Source organism: Pseudomonas sp. BNK-15 (assembly GCF_047456105.1).
Classification (GTDB): domain Bacteria; phylum Pseudomonadota; class Gammaproteobacteria; order Pseudomonadales; family Pseudomonadaceae; genus Aquipseudomonas; species Aquipseudomonas putida_E.
On record NZ_CP179898.1, the window covers coordinates 847,388 to 861,320 of the forward strand.

17 protein-coding genes are annotated in these 13,933 nt (G+C 62.1%); 3 read left to right on the forward strand and 14 right to left on the reverse strand.

Annotated features, from left to right (window positions below; genetic code table 11):
• Positions 1-280 precede the first annotated feature (280 nt).
• Positions 281-1,288: a nucleoid-associated protein YejK gene (gene yejK / locus ACMGF5_RS03815; protein WP_012316056.1), complete on the forward strand. Its 1,008-nt coding sequence runs from the start codon at positions 281-283 to the stop codon at positions 1,286-1,288.
• Here the strand turns inward: yejK and ACMGF5_RS03820 are convergent, their stop codons facing one another.
• From ACMGF5_RS03820 to ACMGF5_RS03885, 14 genes are all read right to left on the reverse strand, one after another.
• A complete protein-coding gene (locus tag ACMGF5_RS03820; protein ID WP_237859922.1) occupies positions 1,289-1,576 on the reverse strand; it encodes a GIY-YIG nuclease family protein in 288 nt (95 codons plus the stop codon).
• 36 nt (positions 1,577-1,612) lie between these two features.
• Positions 1,613-2,083, reverse strand: a complete 471-nt coding sequence (locus tag ACMGF5_RS03825; RefSeq protein ID WP_046784437.1) for a nuclear transport factor 2 family protein — start codon at positions 2,081-2,083, stop codon at positions 1,613-1,615.
• Positions 2,084-2,185: 102 nt separating this feature from the next.
• A complete protein-coding gene (locus ACMGF5_RS03830; RefSeq protein ID WP_115273949.1) occupies positions 2,186-3,466 on the reverse strand; it encodes a CynX/NimT family MFS transporter in 1,281 nt (426 codons plus the stop codon).
• Positions 3,467-3,479: 13 nt separating this feature from the next.
• A complete protein-coding gene (locus ACMGF5_RS03835; protein ID WP_115273948.1) occupies positions 3,480-4,130 on the reverse strand; it encodes a FadR/GntR family transcriptional regulator in 651 nt (216 codons plus the stop codon).
• Positions 4,131-4,242: 112 nt separating this feature from the next.
• On the reverse strand, positions 4,243-5,289 hold the full coding sequence (gene hisC / locus ACMGF5_RS03840) for a histidinol-phosphate transaminase (RefSeq protein WP_414157577.1): 1,047 nt from the start codon (positions 5,287-5,289) through the stop codon (positions 4,243-4,245).
• A gap of 2 nt (positions 5,290-5,291) precedes the next feature.
• Positions 5,292-6,617: a histidinol dehydrogenase gene (hisD, locus tag ACMGF5_RS03845; protein ID WP_046784441.1), complete on the reverse strand. Its 1,326-nt coding sequence runs from the start codon at positions 6,615-6,617 to the stop codon at positions 5,292-5,294.
• Positions 6,618-6,743: 126 nt separating this feature from the next.
• Positions 6,744-7,379: an ATP phosphoribosyltransferase gene (hisG, locus tag ACMGF5_RS03850; protein ID WP_115273946.1), complete on the reverse strand. Its 636-nt coding sequence runs from the start codon at positions 7,377-7,379 to the stop codon at positions 6,744-6,746.
• Positions 7,380-7,470: 91 nt separating this feature from the next.
• Positions 7,471-8,736, reverse strand: a complete 1,266-nt coding sequence (gene murA, locus ACMGF5_RS03855) for a UDP-N-acetylglucosamine 1-carboxyvinyltransferase (protein WP_012316064.1) — start codon at positions 8,734-8,736, stop codon at positions 7,471-7,473.
• Between the two features lie 23 nt (positions 8,737-8,759).
• Positions 8,760-8,999, reverse strand: coding sequence for a BolA family protein (locus ACMGF5_RS03860; protein ID WP_003255121.1), 240 nt, complete (start codon positions 8,997-8,999; stop codon positions 8,760-8,762).
• Positions 9,000-9,117: 118 nt separating this feature from the next.
• Entirely contained in the window at positions 9,118-9,420 is a 303-nt protein-coding gene (locus tag ACMGF5_RS03865) for a lipid asymmetry maintenance protein MlaB (protein ID WP_039601751.1), read from the reverse strand.
• Positions 9,417-10,070: a phospholipid-binding protein MlaC gene (locus ACMGF5_RS03870; RefSeq protein WP_046784443.1), complete on the reverse strand. Its 654-nt coding sequence runs from the start codon at positions 10,068-10,070 to the stop codon at positions 9,417-9,419. The genes ACMGF5_RS03865 and ACMGF5_RS03870 overlap by 4 nt, the downstream gene beginning before the upstream one ends.
• A gap of 9 nt (positions 10,071-10,079) precedes the next feature.
• Positions 10,080-10,565, reverse strand: coding sequence for an outer membrane lipid asymmetry maintenance protein MlaD (gene mlaD, locus ACMGF5_RS03875; RefSeq protein ID WP_012316067.1), 486 nt, complete (start codon positions 10,563-10,565; stop codon positions 10,080-10,082).
• Positions 10,565-11,362, reverse strand: coding sequence for a lipid asymmetry maintenance ABC transporter permease subunit MlaE (mlaE, locus tag ACMGF5_RS03880; RefSeq protein WP_012316068.1), 798 nt, complete (start codon positions 11,360-11,362; stop codon positions 10,565-10,567). The genes mlaD and mlaE overlap by 1 nt, the downstream gene beginning before the upstream one ends.
• On the reverse strand, positions 11,362-12,171 hold the full coding sequence (locus tag ACMGF5_RS03885; RefSeq protein WP_039601753.1) for an ATP-binding cassette domain-containing protein: 810 nt from the start codon (positions 12,169-12,171) through the stop codon (positions 11,362-11,364). Before ACMGF5_RS03885 ends, mlaE begins: the two co-directional genes overlap by 1 nt.
• 247 nt (positions 12,172-12,418) lie before the next feature.
• Between ACMGF5_RS03885 and ACMGF5_RS03890 the strand changes: the two genes are divergently transcribed.
• Positions 12,419-13,393 carry a KpsF/GutQ family sugar-phosphate isomerase gene (locus tag ACMGF5_RS03890; RefSeq protein ID WP_046784444.1) on the forward strand — a complete coding sequence of 325 codons (975 nt, stop codon included), beginning with the start codon at positions 12,419-12,421 and terminating at the stop codon, positions 13,391-13,393.
• A 15-nt stretch (positions 13,394-13,408) separates the two neighbouring features.
• Positions 13,409-13,933, forward strand: coding sequence for a KdsC family phosphatase (locus tag ACMGF5_RS03895; protein WP_039604821.1), 525 nt, complete (start codon positions 13,409-13,411; stop codon positions 13,931-13,933).

The window sequence follows — 13,933 nt, forward strand, 5'->3', positions numbered from 1 at the left end:
GGCGTTTGGTTCGACACGGAACGAGCGCGCTGCCAGCAATGCGCCACCCGAGGTGCGCAAGACCGCGCAAAGCTACCACAGGAATGGATAAATATCCGCTGCCCGCTTCAATTTAGTGCAGGTTTTTCGGGGGTTTTAGGCAAATTCGCAAAAAATTGAACAAAAAAACAACAACCGGCATTTCTGCCAACATCCGGCCACTGCATCACCTGTCGTCTGGGGTAAACTTGACGACTTTTGCAGCGCGGCGCCTGGCCGCCCACGACTGACCGAGAATTCCATGCCAATCCGTCATTGCATCGTTCACCTGATCGACAAGAAGCCCGATGGCAGCCCCGCCGTGCTGCATGCACGGGATACCGAGCTGGGCGCATCGGACGCTATCGAAAACCTGCTGGCCGACCTTAACGACAGCTACAACGCCAAGCAGGGCAAAGCCTGGGGCTTCTTCCACGGCGAATCCGGCGCCTACCCGCTGAGCGGCTGGCTAAAGCAGTACCTGGAACAGGAAAAGGACTTTGCCGCCTTCAGCCGCGTTGCCGTCGAGCATCTGCAAAAGCTGATGGAAGAATCCAACCTTTCCACCGGCGGCCACATCCTTTTCGCCCACTACCAGCAAGGCATGACCGACTACCTGGCCATCGCCCTGCTGCACCACAGCGAAGGCGTGGCGGTGAACGCCGAGCTGGATGTGACACCCTCGCGTCACCTGGACCTCGGCCAGCTGCACCTGGCGGCACGCATCAATCTGTCGGAGTGGAAGAACAACCAGAACTCCAAACAGTACATCTCGTTCATCAAGGGCAAGAATGGCAAGAAGGTTTCGGATTACTTCCGCGACTTCATCGGCTGCCAGGAAGGCGTCGACGGCCCAGGCGAAACCCGCACCCTGCTCAAAGCCTTCAGCGACTTCGTCGAAAGCGAGGACCTGCCAGAAGAAGCCGCACGCGAAAAGACCCAAACCCTGGTCGACTACGCCACCACCCAGACCAAACTGGGCGAGCCGGTAACCTTGGAAGAGCTGTCCAGCCTGATCGACGAAGACCGCCCCAAGGCCTTCTACGACCACATCCGCAACAAGGACTACGGCCTGTCGCCAGAGATCCCGGCGGACAAACGCACCCTCAACCAGTTCCGCCGCTTCACCGGGCGCGCCGAAGGCCTGTCGATCAGCTTCGAAGCGCACCTGCTGGGGGACAAGGTGGAATATGACGAGGTGGCGGGCACACTGATCATCAAAGGCCTGCCGACGCAGCTGGTAGACCAGCTCAAGCGCCGCAAGGACTGATCAACCGCTGGCATAGGAGGCGACCAAAGCCTCCTTCGCGGCCTTGCGCAACTTCTTCACCAGGCGCTCCTGGCGCAATGCCTCGCCCTTGTCCGGCCATTGCTCGACGTAGACCAGCGCCTGCGCCGGGCTGGTCTTGAAATAACGCGCCCCCTGCCCTTTCTGATGCGCCATGAAACGCCGCTGCGGATCATCACTGATGCCGCAGTACAGCGAACCATTGGCAGCCCTCACCAGGTAGACATACCAAGGTTTGCAGATGGGGTTCTCGGATACGTCGCTCACGATGCTTGTGCCTGGCTGCAAAGCCGACAGCTTAACCGCTCAGTTCGCCTGCTGGAACGCACGCAGCCCTTTGAACGCCTGCTGGCGCACCTTGTTCTGCAGCATGGGCGACCACCCCAGCAACACACCGGGTGCACCCAGCGCCTGACGCGACCAGCGCCACAGGTCGAAGCTGTCGTCATGCTGGCAGATCAACCCGTCGCGGATGACGAAGCGCGCCTGGATATCGTTGACCACGGTACGGCCGGTCTGGCTGAACAAGTAGGTCGCCACCCAATGTGCACAGGCGCTGCGCTCGTCTGCGCGGACCTGGTCGAACGTCAGCGAGAAGTCCTTGGCGCGGGTGGTGAGCATACGCCACATGTCACCGGCATCACGGCCGCGCAGGGTACCGAAAACCGGGTCACTGAAGACGATGTCATCGCTGTAGCAAGCCACCATCGCTTCGGCGTCCAGCCGCTGGAAAGCTTGATAGAAGCGGGTGATCAGGTCACGGTTGGCGTCGCTCATGGGCAGGCCCGTCCTGGGAATGGAAAGCTGCACGATAATCCGTGGGCACAGGCAATGCCATGCCCATTTACAACATGAATGCCAGGTGGCTCCATGCAGGCTTCAGAGCCTTTCGCTACTGACTTTGACATGCAGCGCCCGCCCTGCCCCGAGGCCGAACACGATGGCCCCCACACCCAATACGGCAAAGATCCAGCCCACTGCGGCCCAGCCGCCCGTCATGTCATGTACCAAGCCCACCGCAAAGGGGCCCATGGAGGCAAGGGTGTAACCCACGCCCTGGGCCATGCTCGACAGGTTGGCCGCCACGTGGGCGTCTTTCGAACGCAGCACGATCAACGTCAGCGCCAAGGCAAAAGTACCGCCCTGCCCCAGGCCCAGCAGCACCGCCCAGCCCCACAGGCCAGAAAGCGGCGCATACAGGCAGCCGAACAGGCCGGCCAGGGTAATGAGCATGACTAGCACGATTGCCAGCCGCTGGTCTTTGCCCCGCGTGGCCAGCCAGGGTGCACTCAGCGAGCTGACCAGTTGCACGATCACCGAGCCGGAGAGCACCAGGCCCGCCTCGGTCGGGCTCAGACCACGGCCAATGAGGATAGACGGCAACCAGCCGAAAACGATATACGCCAGCGACGACTGCAACCCCATGTACAAAGTCACTTGCCAGGCCAGTGGATCGCGCCACAGCCCTCTCACTCGGTAAGCCACCTTGTGCAGGCCATGCCCCTGGCGCGCCTGGGGCAACCAGACCAGCATGGCCAGTAATGCAGGGATCATCCAGAAACCCAGGCCCAAAGCCCAACTGCCGTGCAAATGCTCGGTCAGCGGTACGGTGGCGCCTGCCGCCATGGCTGCGCCCAGGCAAAGGGCCATGGTGTAGACCCCCGTCAAGGTGCCGGCATGCTTGGGAAAATCACGTTTGACGATGCCAGGCAACAGCACACCGATGATGCCAATGCTGGCACCGGCCATGATGCTGCCAAGAAATACCCCGGTCGCCCCCCAAGCACTGCGCAGAACGATGCCCAGCGCCAGCGTCAGCAAGATGCCGACGATCACCCGCTCGCTGCCCCAGCGCCGCGCAAGCAGCGGTGCAAGCGGCGCGAACAGCCCAAGGCAGAGCACTGGCAAGGTCGTCAGCAGCCCCGCCTGAGAGGCACTAAGGCCAAGGCTTTCACTGACCAGGCCAAGTACCGGGGCCATGCTCGACAGCGCGGGGCGCAGGTTCAGGGCGACCAGTACCAGGCCCAACAGCAGCAACCAGGGCCGCTGCAGCACCACAGGCTGGGCCTGCACTTGCGCATCATCGGCTTCGGCATCGATCAGCAGTTCATCCAGCTCGCGCTCGCGGGCAGGTGTGTCACGGGTCATTGGTTCAGCCATGGCCTTCTCGTGGTCAGGATTCGATGAGGGTCCGGCTCAGGCCCTTGGCCCGCTCCGGATCGCGTTGTTCGATGGCGTCGAGGATCTGGCCATGCAGATCGAAAGTGGCCTGACAGCGCGGGACAGTGGCCATGTTGTGCTGCAACGCGGCAGCCACGACACCCGAGAAATAGCGGTACAACTCGCTCAGCGCCGGGTTGTGTGCAGCGTCGATCAGGCGTTGGTGGAACGCCAGGTCGCAACTGATATAAGCATCCACATCACCATGAAAATGTTCGGCGCTGCCTTTTAGCGCGATGCGCAGGGCATGCAAGTCGTCATCGGTACGCCGCAGTGCTGCCAGGCCTATCGCCTCGGTTTCGAGGATGTGCCGCGTTTCCCTCGCCTGCTCCAGCGTGCAGCGGGACATTGCCTGCACCGCCTGCAGTGGGTCCTGGCAAGTACGCAGGTAACTGCCGTCTCCCTGGCGGATTTCCACCAGGCCGCTGAAGGCCAGCACGCGCATGGCCTCACGCACGGTATTGCGGCTGATGCCCAACTCCAAAGCCAGCTCCGGCTCGGTGGGCAGGCGCTGCCCTACCCGCCAGTCACCTTGGAGGATGCGCTCACGCATGCGCTCCACCGCGAGCTCTACCAAGGATCGCTTGGTCAATTCACTGCCCATGCCTAATCAACCAATCATCCGACGAATTTGCGTATGTTAAGCCAGCGTGGGGGGCAGATCAAATCACCGCGCCGGCCAAACCAGTGGGGCCGCTATGCGGCCCCACTGGATATCAGCTCAGCGCATCAATCAGCGCCTGGTTCATTTCTGGCGTACCGATGGTGATACGCAGGAACTGGGCAATCCGCTGTTGCTTGAAGTGGCGCACAATCACACCTTGCTCACGCAGACGTGCCGCCAGCTGCGCCGCATCCTCCTGCGGGTGGCGGGCGAAGATGAAGTTGGCCGCCGATGGCAGCACCTCGAAACCCTTGGCAGTCAACTGCTCCACCAGTGCCTCACGGCTGTCGATCACCTTGCGGCAGGTGTCTTCGAAGTACGCCTGGTCTTCGAATGCCGCAGCGGCACCGACGATCGCCATGCGGTCCAGTGGATACGAGTTGAAGCTGTTCTTGATCCGCTCCAGCGCCTCGATGAGGTCCGGGTGCCCTACCGCCAGGCCAACCCGCAGGCCCGCCAGCGAGCGCGACTTCGACAGGGTCTGGGTCACCAGCAGGTTGTCGTAGCGGTTCACCAGGCTGATAGCCGTCTGGCCACCAAAGTCGATATAGGCTTCATCGACCACCACCACCGAGTCGCGGTTGGCCTGCAACAACTGCTCGATTGCCTGCAGCGGCAACAGGCAACCGGTCGGCGCATTCGGGTTGGGGAAGATGATCCCGGCGTTAGGCTTCTGGTAGTCCTCGACACGGATCTGGAACTGTTCATCCAGCGCCACAGGCTCGAACGGGATGCCATACAGGCCGCAGTAGACCGGGTAGAAGCTGTAGCTGATGTCCGGGAACAACAGCGGGCCGCCGTGCTGGAACAGGCCGTGGAAAATGTGCGCCAGCACCTCGTCCGAGCCGTTGCCTACGAACACCTGCCCAGTGGTTACACCGTAATACTCGGCTACCGCCTGCTTGAGCCCGTCACCATTGGGGTCCGGGTACAGCCGCAGGTTGTCGTTCAGCTCGCCGCGCATGGCCTCCAGCGCCTTGGGCGACGGGCCATAGGGGTTTTCGTTGGTATTGAGCTTGACCAACCGGGCCAGCTTGGGCTGCTCCCCGGGGACGTAAGGCACCAGGTCCTTGACGAAGGGGCTCCAGAATCGACTCATGCTCAGTTCCCCTTGTCTTGGGTCAGGATACGGTATTCGGCGCTGCGGGCGTGGGCGGTCAGCGACTCGCCACGGGCCAGGACCGAGGCAGTGTGGCCCAGCTCGGATGCACCCTGCTCGGAGCAGAAGATGATCGACGAACGCTTCTGGAAGTCATAAACACCCAGTGGCGACGAGAAACGCGCGGTACCGGAAGTCGGCAGCACATGGTTGGGGCCGGCGCAGTAGTCGCCGAGCGCTTCGCTGGTGTGACGGCCCATGAAGATCGCGCCCGCGTGACGGATCTGCCCCAGCCAGGCCTGCGGATCGGCGACCGACAGCTCCAGGTGTTCGGGGGCAATGCGATTGGCCACCTCGATGGCTTGCTGCATGTCGCGCACCTGGATCAACGCGCCCCGGCCATTGATCGATTTCTCGATGATCTCGGCGCGTTCCATGGTTGGCATCAGCTTGTCGATGCTGGCAGCCACGCGATCGAGGAATTCGGCATCCGGGCTGACCAGAATGGCCTGGGCATCTTCGTCGTGCTCGGCCTGCGAGAACAGGTCCATGGCGATCCAGTCGGGGTCCGTCTGGCCGTCGCACACCACGAGGATTTCCGAAGGGCCGGCAATCATGTCGATACCCACCTGGCCAAACACGTGACGCTTGGCGGTGGCCACGTAAATGTTGCCTGGGCCGACGATCTTGTCTACCTGTGGCACGCTCTCGGTGCCATATGCCAGGGCCGCGACCGCTTGGGCACCACCGACGGTGAACACGCGGTCGACACCTGCAATGCAGGCTGCAGCCAGGACCAGCTCGTTGACTTCACCGCGCGGCGTAGGCACCACCATGACCACTTCAGCCACGCCCGCGACCTTGGCCGGGATGGCGTTCATCAGTACCGACGACGGATAGGACGCTTTACCGCCAGGTACATACAAGCCGGCGCGATCGAGCGGGGTAACCTTCTGCCCCAATACGGTACCGTCGGCCTCGGTGTACTGCCAGGAGTCCTGCTTTTGCCGCTCGTGGTAGATACGCACGCGCTCGGCGGCCTTCTCCAGGGCGGTACGCTGGGCGTCGGTGATGCGGGTCAGGGCCAGTTCCAGACGTTCACGCCCAAGGATCAGGTCGTTGATGGACGTAGCGCTTACACCATCGAAACGCTGGGTGAATTCCACCAGCGCCGCATCGCCGCGCTCGCGCACGGCCTTGATGATGTCGAGCACGCGCTGGTTGACCGCGTCATCGGACACACTTTCCCAGCTCAGCAGATGATCCAGATGTCGGGCGAAATCCGGATCAGCGGCGTTGAGACGGGCAATTGCAGTGGACACGGTCATGGCGAGGGCCTCGATTATTAGCGAATGCTCAGGCGCCCTAGGCTACCAGTCCATCCGCGCGGGCACCCGAGAAAAGTGGCTATGACGCGGATAGACGGGCGCGACAGCAGAGGTCGCGCGTTCGAGTCAGCCGCGGTGTCGCGTTTCGACAGCGTGACGCAGGGTGTCGATCAGGCTCTGGATGCGGGCATGCTGCATCTTCATGGATGCTTTGTTGACCACCAGGCGCGAGCTGATCGTGGCGATCAGGTCCTGAGGCTCCAGGCCATTGGCGCGCAGGGTATTGCCGGTGTCGACCACGTCGATGATCTTGTCGGCGAGGTTGATCAGCGGCGCCAGCTCCATCGAACCGTACAGTTTGATGATGTCGACCTGGCGGCCTTGCTCGGCATAGTAGCGCTTGGCTACGTTGACGAACTTGGTGGCAACCCGCAAGCGGCCCTTGGGCTCGGGAGCACCGACCACGCCTGCGGTCATCAGCTTGCAGCGGGCGATCTGCAGGTCCAGCGGCTCATACAAGCCCTGGCCGCCGTACTCCATCAGCACGTCCTTGCCCGCCACACCGAGGTCGGCGGCACCATGCTCGACATAGGTCGGCACGTCGGTGGCGCGCACGATCAGCAGACGCACGTCTTCCTGGGTGGTTGGAATGATCAGCTTGCGGCTCTTGTCCGGATTCTCGGTCGGCACGATACCGGCCTCGGCCAGCAATGGCAGGGTATCGTCGAGGATGCGGCCTTTGGAAAGCGCGATGGTCAACATTGGAACGTCGGTCCTTAAGCGGCTACAACCGACCCGGTCATCGACCCGGCCGTGTTCAATTCAATGGGCGCATCCTTGCGCCGACGAGGCACTAGCCCGGTACGCGACGGATCTTCGCACCCAGCATCTGCAGTTTCTCTTCGATGCATTCGTAACCACGGTCGATGTGGTAGATGCGATCGATCAAGGTATCGCCTTCGGCGACCAGCGCCGACAGCACCAGGCTGGCGGAAGCACGCAGGTCAGTGGCCATGACCGGTGCACCTTTGAGTGCCGGCACGCCCGTGACGATGGCGGTGTTGCCCTCGACCTGGATATGCGCGCCCATGCGGTGCATTTCGTACACGTGCATGAAGCGGTTCTCGAAGATCGTCTCGATGACCGCGCCGGTGCCTTCGGCAATGGCGTTGAGCGAGATGAACTGTGCCTGCATGTCGGTCGGGAACGCCGGGTACGGGGCGGTACGCAGGTTGACGGCTTTTGGCCGCTTGCCATGCATGTTCAGCTCGATCCAGTCCTCGCCGGTGGTCAGGTCGGCACCCGCTTCCTTGAGCTTTTCCAGCACGGCTTCAAGGATGGTCGGGTCGGTGTCCTTGACCTTGACGCGGCCACCGGTCACGGCAGCTGCAACCAGGTAAGTACCGGTCTCGATACGGTCGGGCATGACGCGGTAGCTGGCCGAGTGCAAACGCTCGACGCCATCGATGGTGATGGTGTCGGTACCCGCGCCTTGCACGTTGCCGCCCATGGCATTGATGAAGTTGGCCAGGTCGACCACTTCCGGCTCGCGTGCGGCGTTTTGCAGCACGCTGCGGCCCTTGGCCAGGGCAGCAGCCATCATGATGTTTTCGGTACCGGTCACGCTGACGGTATCGAAGAAGAAGTGCGCACCGCGCAGGCCGCCTTCAGGTGCCTTGGCCTTGATATAGCCGCCTTCGACTTCGATCTTTGCACCCATGGCTTCCAGGCCGCGGATGTGCAGGTCGACCGGGCGCGAACCAATGGCGCAGCCGCCTGGCAGGGCCACTTCGGCCTCGCCGAAACGGGCAACCATCGGGCCAAGCACCAGGATCGAGGCGCGCATGGTCTTGACCAGCTCGTAAGGTGCGACCAGGGTCTTGATGGTGCGTGGGTCGATTTCCACCGCCAGCTTTTCGTCGATCACAGGCTCGATGCCCATGCGGCCGAACAGCTCGATCATGGTGGTGATGTCGTGCAGGTGTGGCAGGTTGCCCACGGTGACCGGGCCGTCAGCCAGCAGGGTCGCTGCCAGAATCGGCAGGGCCGCGTTCTTCGCGCCCGAAATGCGGATCTCGCCGTCAAGGCGAGCGCCGCCAGTAATAATCAGTTTGTCCATTGGAGTCTCGCCGCCAAGTTGGCTCAGGTGCGCTCAGCCCAGGCTGCGCTGCTGAAAAATTTCATGGTTACCGCATGGATGCTACCGTTGGCGATCCAGGGATTAAGGTGAGCATAGATCGCCTGCTGACGCTTGACCGGGCTCAGGCCAGCCAACTCGTCGCTGATCACGTTCAACTGGAAGTTGCAGCCTTCGCCTTCAACTTCGACCCGGGATCCCGGCAATTTTTCTTCAAGGAAGCTCTTAACTTCTACAGCCTGCATGCTCAACCTCAATCGGCGCCCGATGCGCACGGGTCGGCCATCATACAAAAAAGCCCCTCGCCTGCGAAGCCCACCGAGGGCGTGCGCTGACCGAGGGGCCTCCATCAGTGGCAAGCCATCAGCCCGCCAGCACTTCATCGAGGTCATAGACCTCGGCAATTTCCCGCATGTCGTCGGGCATCCCGCGGACCTCGCATGCCTTGCCGCCGGCCTGGCCATCGCGGATGAACGCCAGCAGCAGCGACAGCCCGACACTGGAAGACTTCTCCACCGCCGTGCAATCGATTATCAGGCGGGGCTCGCGGGAAGCTTCGACCAGCGCCTTGCCTTGCTTGCGCAAGGCCGGGCCGCTGCGGTAGTCCAGCACACCGACCAGGCGCAACACGCCCGGTTCGGCCATGTTCACGCCGCCCTCGCTCATTGCACAGCCTTGTCAGACGAAGTGTCGGCAGTCTGCTTGGCCTTGGCCACTTCGCCGGCCCAGCCGTCGATGGTCTTGTCCAGATTGTTGCCGTTACGCTGCATGGCGTCGGCGAACTGGTCGCGGAACAGCTTGCCGATGTTGATACCGTTGACGATGACGTTGCGTACCTTCCACTCGCCACCCAGGTTTTCCATGGTGTACTGCACCGGGTAGACGGCACCGTTATTGCCAGTCACCTTCATGCCGACGCTGGCGCGCTTGCCGTCATCAGCTTTGGCCGGGTCGACGGTAATGCCCTGGTTGTTGTATTCCAGCAGGGCGTTGCCATAGAACTGCATCAGGCTGCGCTTGAAGTTTTCCTGGAAGCGCTGCATCTGCTCAGGCGTGGCCTTGCGCGAGTACTTCACGGTCATGATGCTTTTCGAAATACCGTCGGCATCGACCACCGGGCCAAGGATGCGGTTGAGCGCCTCGTAGAAGGCCTGCGGGTTGGACTTGTACTGCTCCTTGTTGGACTTGAGGTCACCCAGCAATTCATTGGTCGTGCCCTGCACCACATCGTGCGGAGACTGCCCGGGCGCTGCGAATGTCAGCAGGGGAAAGGCCGCCAGCAGGACCAGCAGGCCACGTCGCAGGATCGAAATCATGGAAACTCCTTAATTAGCCGGTTGTGCTTCTTTCGGTTCCTTGCCCACGGTATTGAGCAGGAACTTGCCAATCAGATCTTCCAGTACCAGCGCCGACTGGGTGTCATGGATGGTTGCGCCTTCCTTGAGCACCTCTTCCTCACCGCCGACACTGATGCCGATGTACTTCTCGCCAAGCAGACCGGCGGTCAGGATCGAAGCAGTGGAGTCCGTCGGCAGGTTGTCGACTTTGCCGTCCAGCTGCAGGGTCACCCGGCCGGTGTAGGAATCACGGTCCAGATCGATGGCGGTGACCTTGCCGATCGTCACACCGGCCATGGTCACTTTAGCTCTGACCGTCAAACCGGCGATATTGTCGAAGTAGGCATAAACTTTATAGGTATCGCTGCTCGGGCTGGCCGATAGCCCGCTGACACGCAGGGCCAGCAGCAGCAACGCCAGGATCCCGGCCAGAAGGAACAGGCCGACACCGATTTCCAGGGTGCGGTTTTGCATCAGAAATCTCCAAACATCAAGGCGGTCAGAATAAAGTCCAGACCCAGTACAGCCAACGAGGCATAAACCACGGTCTTGGTGGTGGCACGGCTGATCCCTTCTGAGGTGGGCTCGCAGTCATACCCTTGGAATACGGCGATCCAGGTCGTGACGAAGGCGAACACCAGGCTCTTGACCAGCCCGTTGAGCACGTCGTCGGTAAAGGAAACACTGTTCTGCATGTTGGCCCAGAACGAGCCTTCGTAGACGCCCAGCCAGTCCACAGCGACCCACGAGCCACCCCAGATGCCGACCACGCTGAAGATCAGCGCCAGCAGCGGCAACGAAATGAAACCGGCCCACAGGCGTGGCGCAACGATGTACTTGAGCGGGTCGACACCGATCATCTCGAGGCTCGACAGTTGCTCGGTGGACTTCATGTTGCCGATTTCGGCGGTCAGCGCCGAACCTGCCCGGCCCGCGAACAGCAGTGCGGTAACCACTGGGCCCAGCTCGCGCAGCAGGGTCAGGGCGACCATCTGCCCCACCGCCTGCTCGGAGCCGTACTTGGTCAGGATGCTGTAACCCTGCAGTGCCAGCACCATGCCGATGAACACACCGGACACCGCGACGATCGCCAGCGACAGCACGCCCACCGAATACAGCTGTTTGGTCAGCAGCTGAAAACCGCCGCCGATGCCGCCACGGCCGACCAGTGCATGGAACAGGAACAGGCAGGAACGCCCGAGCACGGCCAGCACGTCGATCGCCGAGCGACCAAACAGGCGGATACGTTCAAGCAAGGATTTTCTGCGCATCAACGCGCCCCCAACAGATCGGCGCGGTAGTCAGGCGCAGGGAAGTGGAATGGCACCGGGCCGTCCGGATCGCCCTTCATGAACTGGCGAATACGCGGATTGTCCGAGCCCATCAGCTCATCGGGCGTGCCCTGGCCCAGCACCTGGCCGTCACCCACTACGTAGATGTAGTCGGCGATACTGGCGGTTTCGGCCAGATCGTGGGATACCACGATGCTGGTGATACCCAGCGCGTCATTGAGCAGCCGGATCAGGCGTACCAGTACACCCATGGCGATCGGGTCCTGGCCGACGAACGGCTCGTCATACATGAGGATCTGCGGATCCAGCGCAATCGCCCGGGCCAGCGCCACGCGCCGTTTCATGCCTCCGGACAGTTCGTCGGGCATCAGGTCGATGGCACCACGCAAGCCCACGGCCTGCAGCTTCATCAACACGATGTCGCGGATCATCTCGTCCGACAGCTGGGTGTGCACGCGCAGCGGGAAGGCAACGTTCTCGAACACATCGAGGTCGGTGAACAGGGCACCGCTCTGGAACAGTACTCCCATCTGCTTGCGCGCATCGAACAGGTCGCTGCGCGACAGGCTCGGCAGGTTCTGCCCGGCAACCCATACTTCACCAATGGACGGACGCAACTGCGCGCCCATCAGGCGCAACAGCGTGGTCTTGCCGCAACCCGACGGCCCCATGATGCCGGTGACCTTGCCACGCGGAATGCGTATGTCGACATTGCTGAAAATGCTGCGCGAACCGCGCTTGAAGGTGACGCCCTTCAACTCGACCGCGTAGGCGCTATCCACACTCATCTAGACTCCTTGCTAGTACAGCCATGTCCTAATGGACGCCGGCCCTCATCTTGAAGACACACGCGCCCCTGGCGGGCCGAATAGCGGCGAACTATAGCACCGCTGACAGGGTGGCCCCAAGGCCATGGAGCGAGTCGTTCAGGCCAGCGACAGGCTTCGATGTCTTTTCATTGCACAATCGAAAGGGTGAGGCTTTCTTCCATTGCGGCTATAATCGCCGCCTTTTCATCAGGCATTGCTTTTCGACATGAGCCAATCCAGTGAGCTGATCCAGTCCGCCCAGCGCACCCTGCGCCTGGAAATCGAGGCCGTACAAGGTTTGACGGCCAGCATCGATGCCAACTTCGTCAAGGCCTGCGAGCTGATCCTGGCGAGCAAGGGCCGCGTCGTGGTGGTCGGCATGGGCAAGTCTGGGCATATCGGCAACAAGATCGCCGCAACCCTGGCCAGCACCGGCACGCCGGCGTTTTTCGTGCATCCGGCTGAAGCCAGCCATGGCGACATGGGCATGATCACCCGCGGCGATATCATCCTGGCCCTGTCCAATTCCGGCAGCACCGCCGAAATCGTCACCTTGCTGCCGCTGATCAAGCGCCTTGGCATCGAGCTCATCAGCATGACCGGCAACCCCGACTCCCCGCTGGCCCAGGCCGCCGAGGTCAACCTCGATGCCCGTGTCGCCCATGAGGCTTGCCCACTGAACCTGGCGCCCACCTCATCGACCACGGCAGCACTGGTGCTGGGCGACGCCCTGGCCATTGCCCTGCTCGAAGCGCGCGGCTTTACCGCAGAAGACTTCGCCTTCTCGCACCCCGGTGGCGCACTGGGCCGCCGCCTGCTGCTCAAGGTCGAGAACGTCATGCACGCTGGCACCGAACTGCCCCAGGTACAACGTGGCACACTGCTCAAGGACGCCCTCCTTGAAATGTCCCGCAAAGGCCTGGGCATGACCGTGGTCGCCGAAGCGAACGGCACGCTGGCCGGGATCTTCACCGACGGCGACCTGCGCCGCAGCCTGGACCGCAACATCGACGTGCACACTACCCTGATCGACCAGGTCATGACCGTGCACGGCAAGACAGCCCGCGCCGAGATGCTCGCCGCCGAAGCACTGAAGATCATGGAAGACCACAAGATCAGCGCCCTGGTGGTGGTGGACAAGGACGACCGCCCGGTCGGTGCCCTGAACATGCACGACCTGCTGCGCGCAGGCGTGATGTAAATGAGAACGACGCAAATGACCCAGAACCTGATGCAGCGCGGCAAGGCCATCAAGCTTGCCGTGTTCGATGTGGACGGTGTGCTCACCGATGGCCGCCTTTACTTCCTCGAAGATGGCAGCGAATTCAAGACGTTCAACACCCTCGACGGCCAAGGCATCAAGATGCTGATGGCTTCGGGCGTGACCACGGCAATCATCAGCGGGCGCAAAACCCCGGTGGTCGAGCGTCGCGCAAAAAACCTCGGCATCCCGCATCTGTTTCAGGGCCGCGAAGACAAACTGGTGGTGCTCGACGGCCTGCTCGCCGAACTGGGCCTAAGCTATGAGCAGGTCGCCTATCTGGGCGACGACCTGCCCGACCTGCCGGTCATTCGCAAGGTCGGCCTGGGTATCGCCGTGGCCAATGCAGCGCCCTTCGTTCGCCAGCATGCCGACGGCGTGACCCAGGCACGCGGCGGCGAGGGCGCCGCTCGCGAATTCTGTGAGCTTATCATGCAGGCCCAGGGCACCCTGGACGCTGCCAACGCCAACTACCTGTAG

Excerpts from the sequence above, each read along its gene's own strand:
- yejK (WP_012316056.1), top strand. The coding sequence starts at position 281 with ATGCCAATCCGTCATTGCATCGTTCACCTGATCGACAAGAAGCCCGAT.
- ACMGF5_RS03825 (WP_046784437.1), bottom strand. The coding sequence starts at position 2,083 with ATGAGCGACGCCAACCGTGACCTGATCACCCGCTTCTATCAAGCTTTC.
- ACMGF5_RS03830 (WP_115273949.1), bottom strand. The coding sequence starts at position 3,466 with ATGGCTGAACCAATGACCCGTGACACACCTGCCCGCGAGCGCGAGCTG.
- ACMGF5_RS03835 (WP_115273948.1), bottom strand. The coding sequence starts at position 4,130 with ATGGGCAGTGAATTGACCAAGCGATCCTTGGTAGAGCTCGCGGTGGAG.
- hisC (WP_414157577.1), bottom strand. The coding sequence starts at position 5,289 with ATGAGTCGATTCTGGAGCCCCTTCGTCAAGGACCTGGTGCCTTACGTC.
- hisD (WP_046784441.1), bottom strand. The coding sequence starts at position 6,617 with ATGACCGTGTCCACTGCAATTGCCCGTCTCAACGCCGCTGATCCGGAT.
- hisG (WP_115273946.1), bottom strand. The coding sequence starts at position 7,379 with ATGTTGACCATCGCGCTTTCCAAAGGCCGCATCCTCGACGATACCCTG.
- murA (WP_012316064.1), bottom strand. The coding sequence starts at position 8,736 with ATGGACAAACTGATTATTACTGGCGGCGCTCGCCTTGACGGCGAGATC.
- ACMGF5_RS03860 (WP_003255121.1), bottom strand. The coding sequence starts at position 8,999 with ATGCAGGCTGTAGAAGTTAAGAGCTTCCTTGAAGAAAAATTGCCGGGA.
- ACMGF5_RS03865 (WP_039601751.1), bottom strand. The coding sequence starts at position 9,420 with ATGAGCGAGGGCGGCGTGAACATGGCCGAACCGGGCGTGTTGCGCCTG.
- ACMGF5_RS03870 (WP_046784443.1), bottom strand. The coding sequence starts at position 10,070 with ATGATTTCGATCCTGCGACGTGGCCTGCTGGTCCTGCTGGCGGCCTTT.
- mlaD (WP_012316067.1), bottom strand. The coding sequence starts at position 10,565 with ATGCAAAACCGCACCCTGGAAATCGGTGTCGGCCTGTTCCTTCTGGCC.
- mlaE (WP_012316068.1), bottom strand. The coding sequence starts at position 11,362 with ATGCGCAGAAAATCCTTGCTTGAACGTATCCGCCTGTTTGGTCGCTCG.
- ACMGF5_RS03885 (WP_039601753.1), bottom strand. The coding sequence starts at position 12,171 with ATGAGTGTGGATAGCGCCTACGCGGTCGAGTTGAAGGGCGTCACCTTC.
- ACMGF5_RS03890 (WP_046784444.1), top strand. The coding sequence starts at position 12,419 with ATGAGCCAATCCAGTGAGCTGATCCAGTCCGCCCAGCGCACCCTGCGC.
- ACMGF5_RS03895 (WP_039604821.1), top strand. The coding sequence starts at position 13,409 with ATGACCCAGAACCTGATGCAGCGCGGCAAGGCCATCAAGCTTGCCGTG.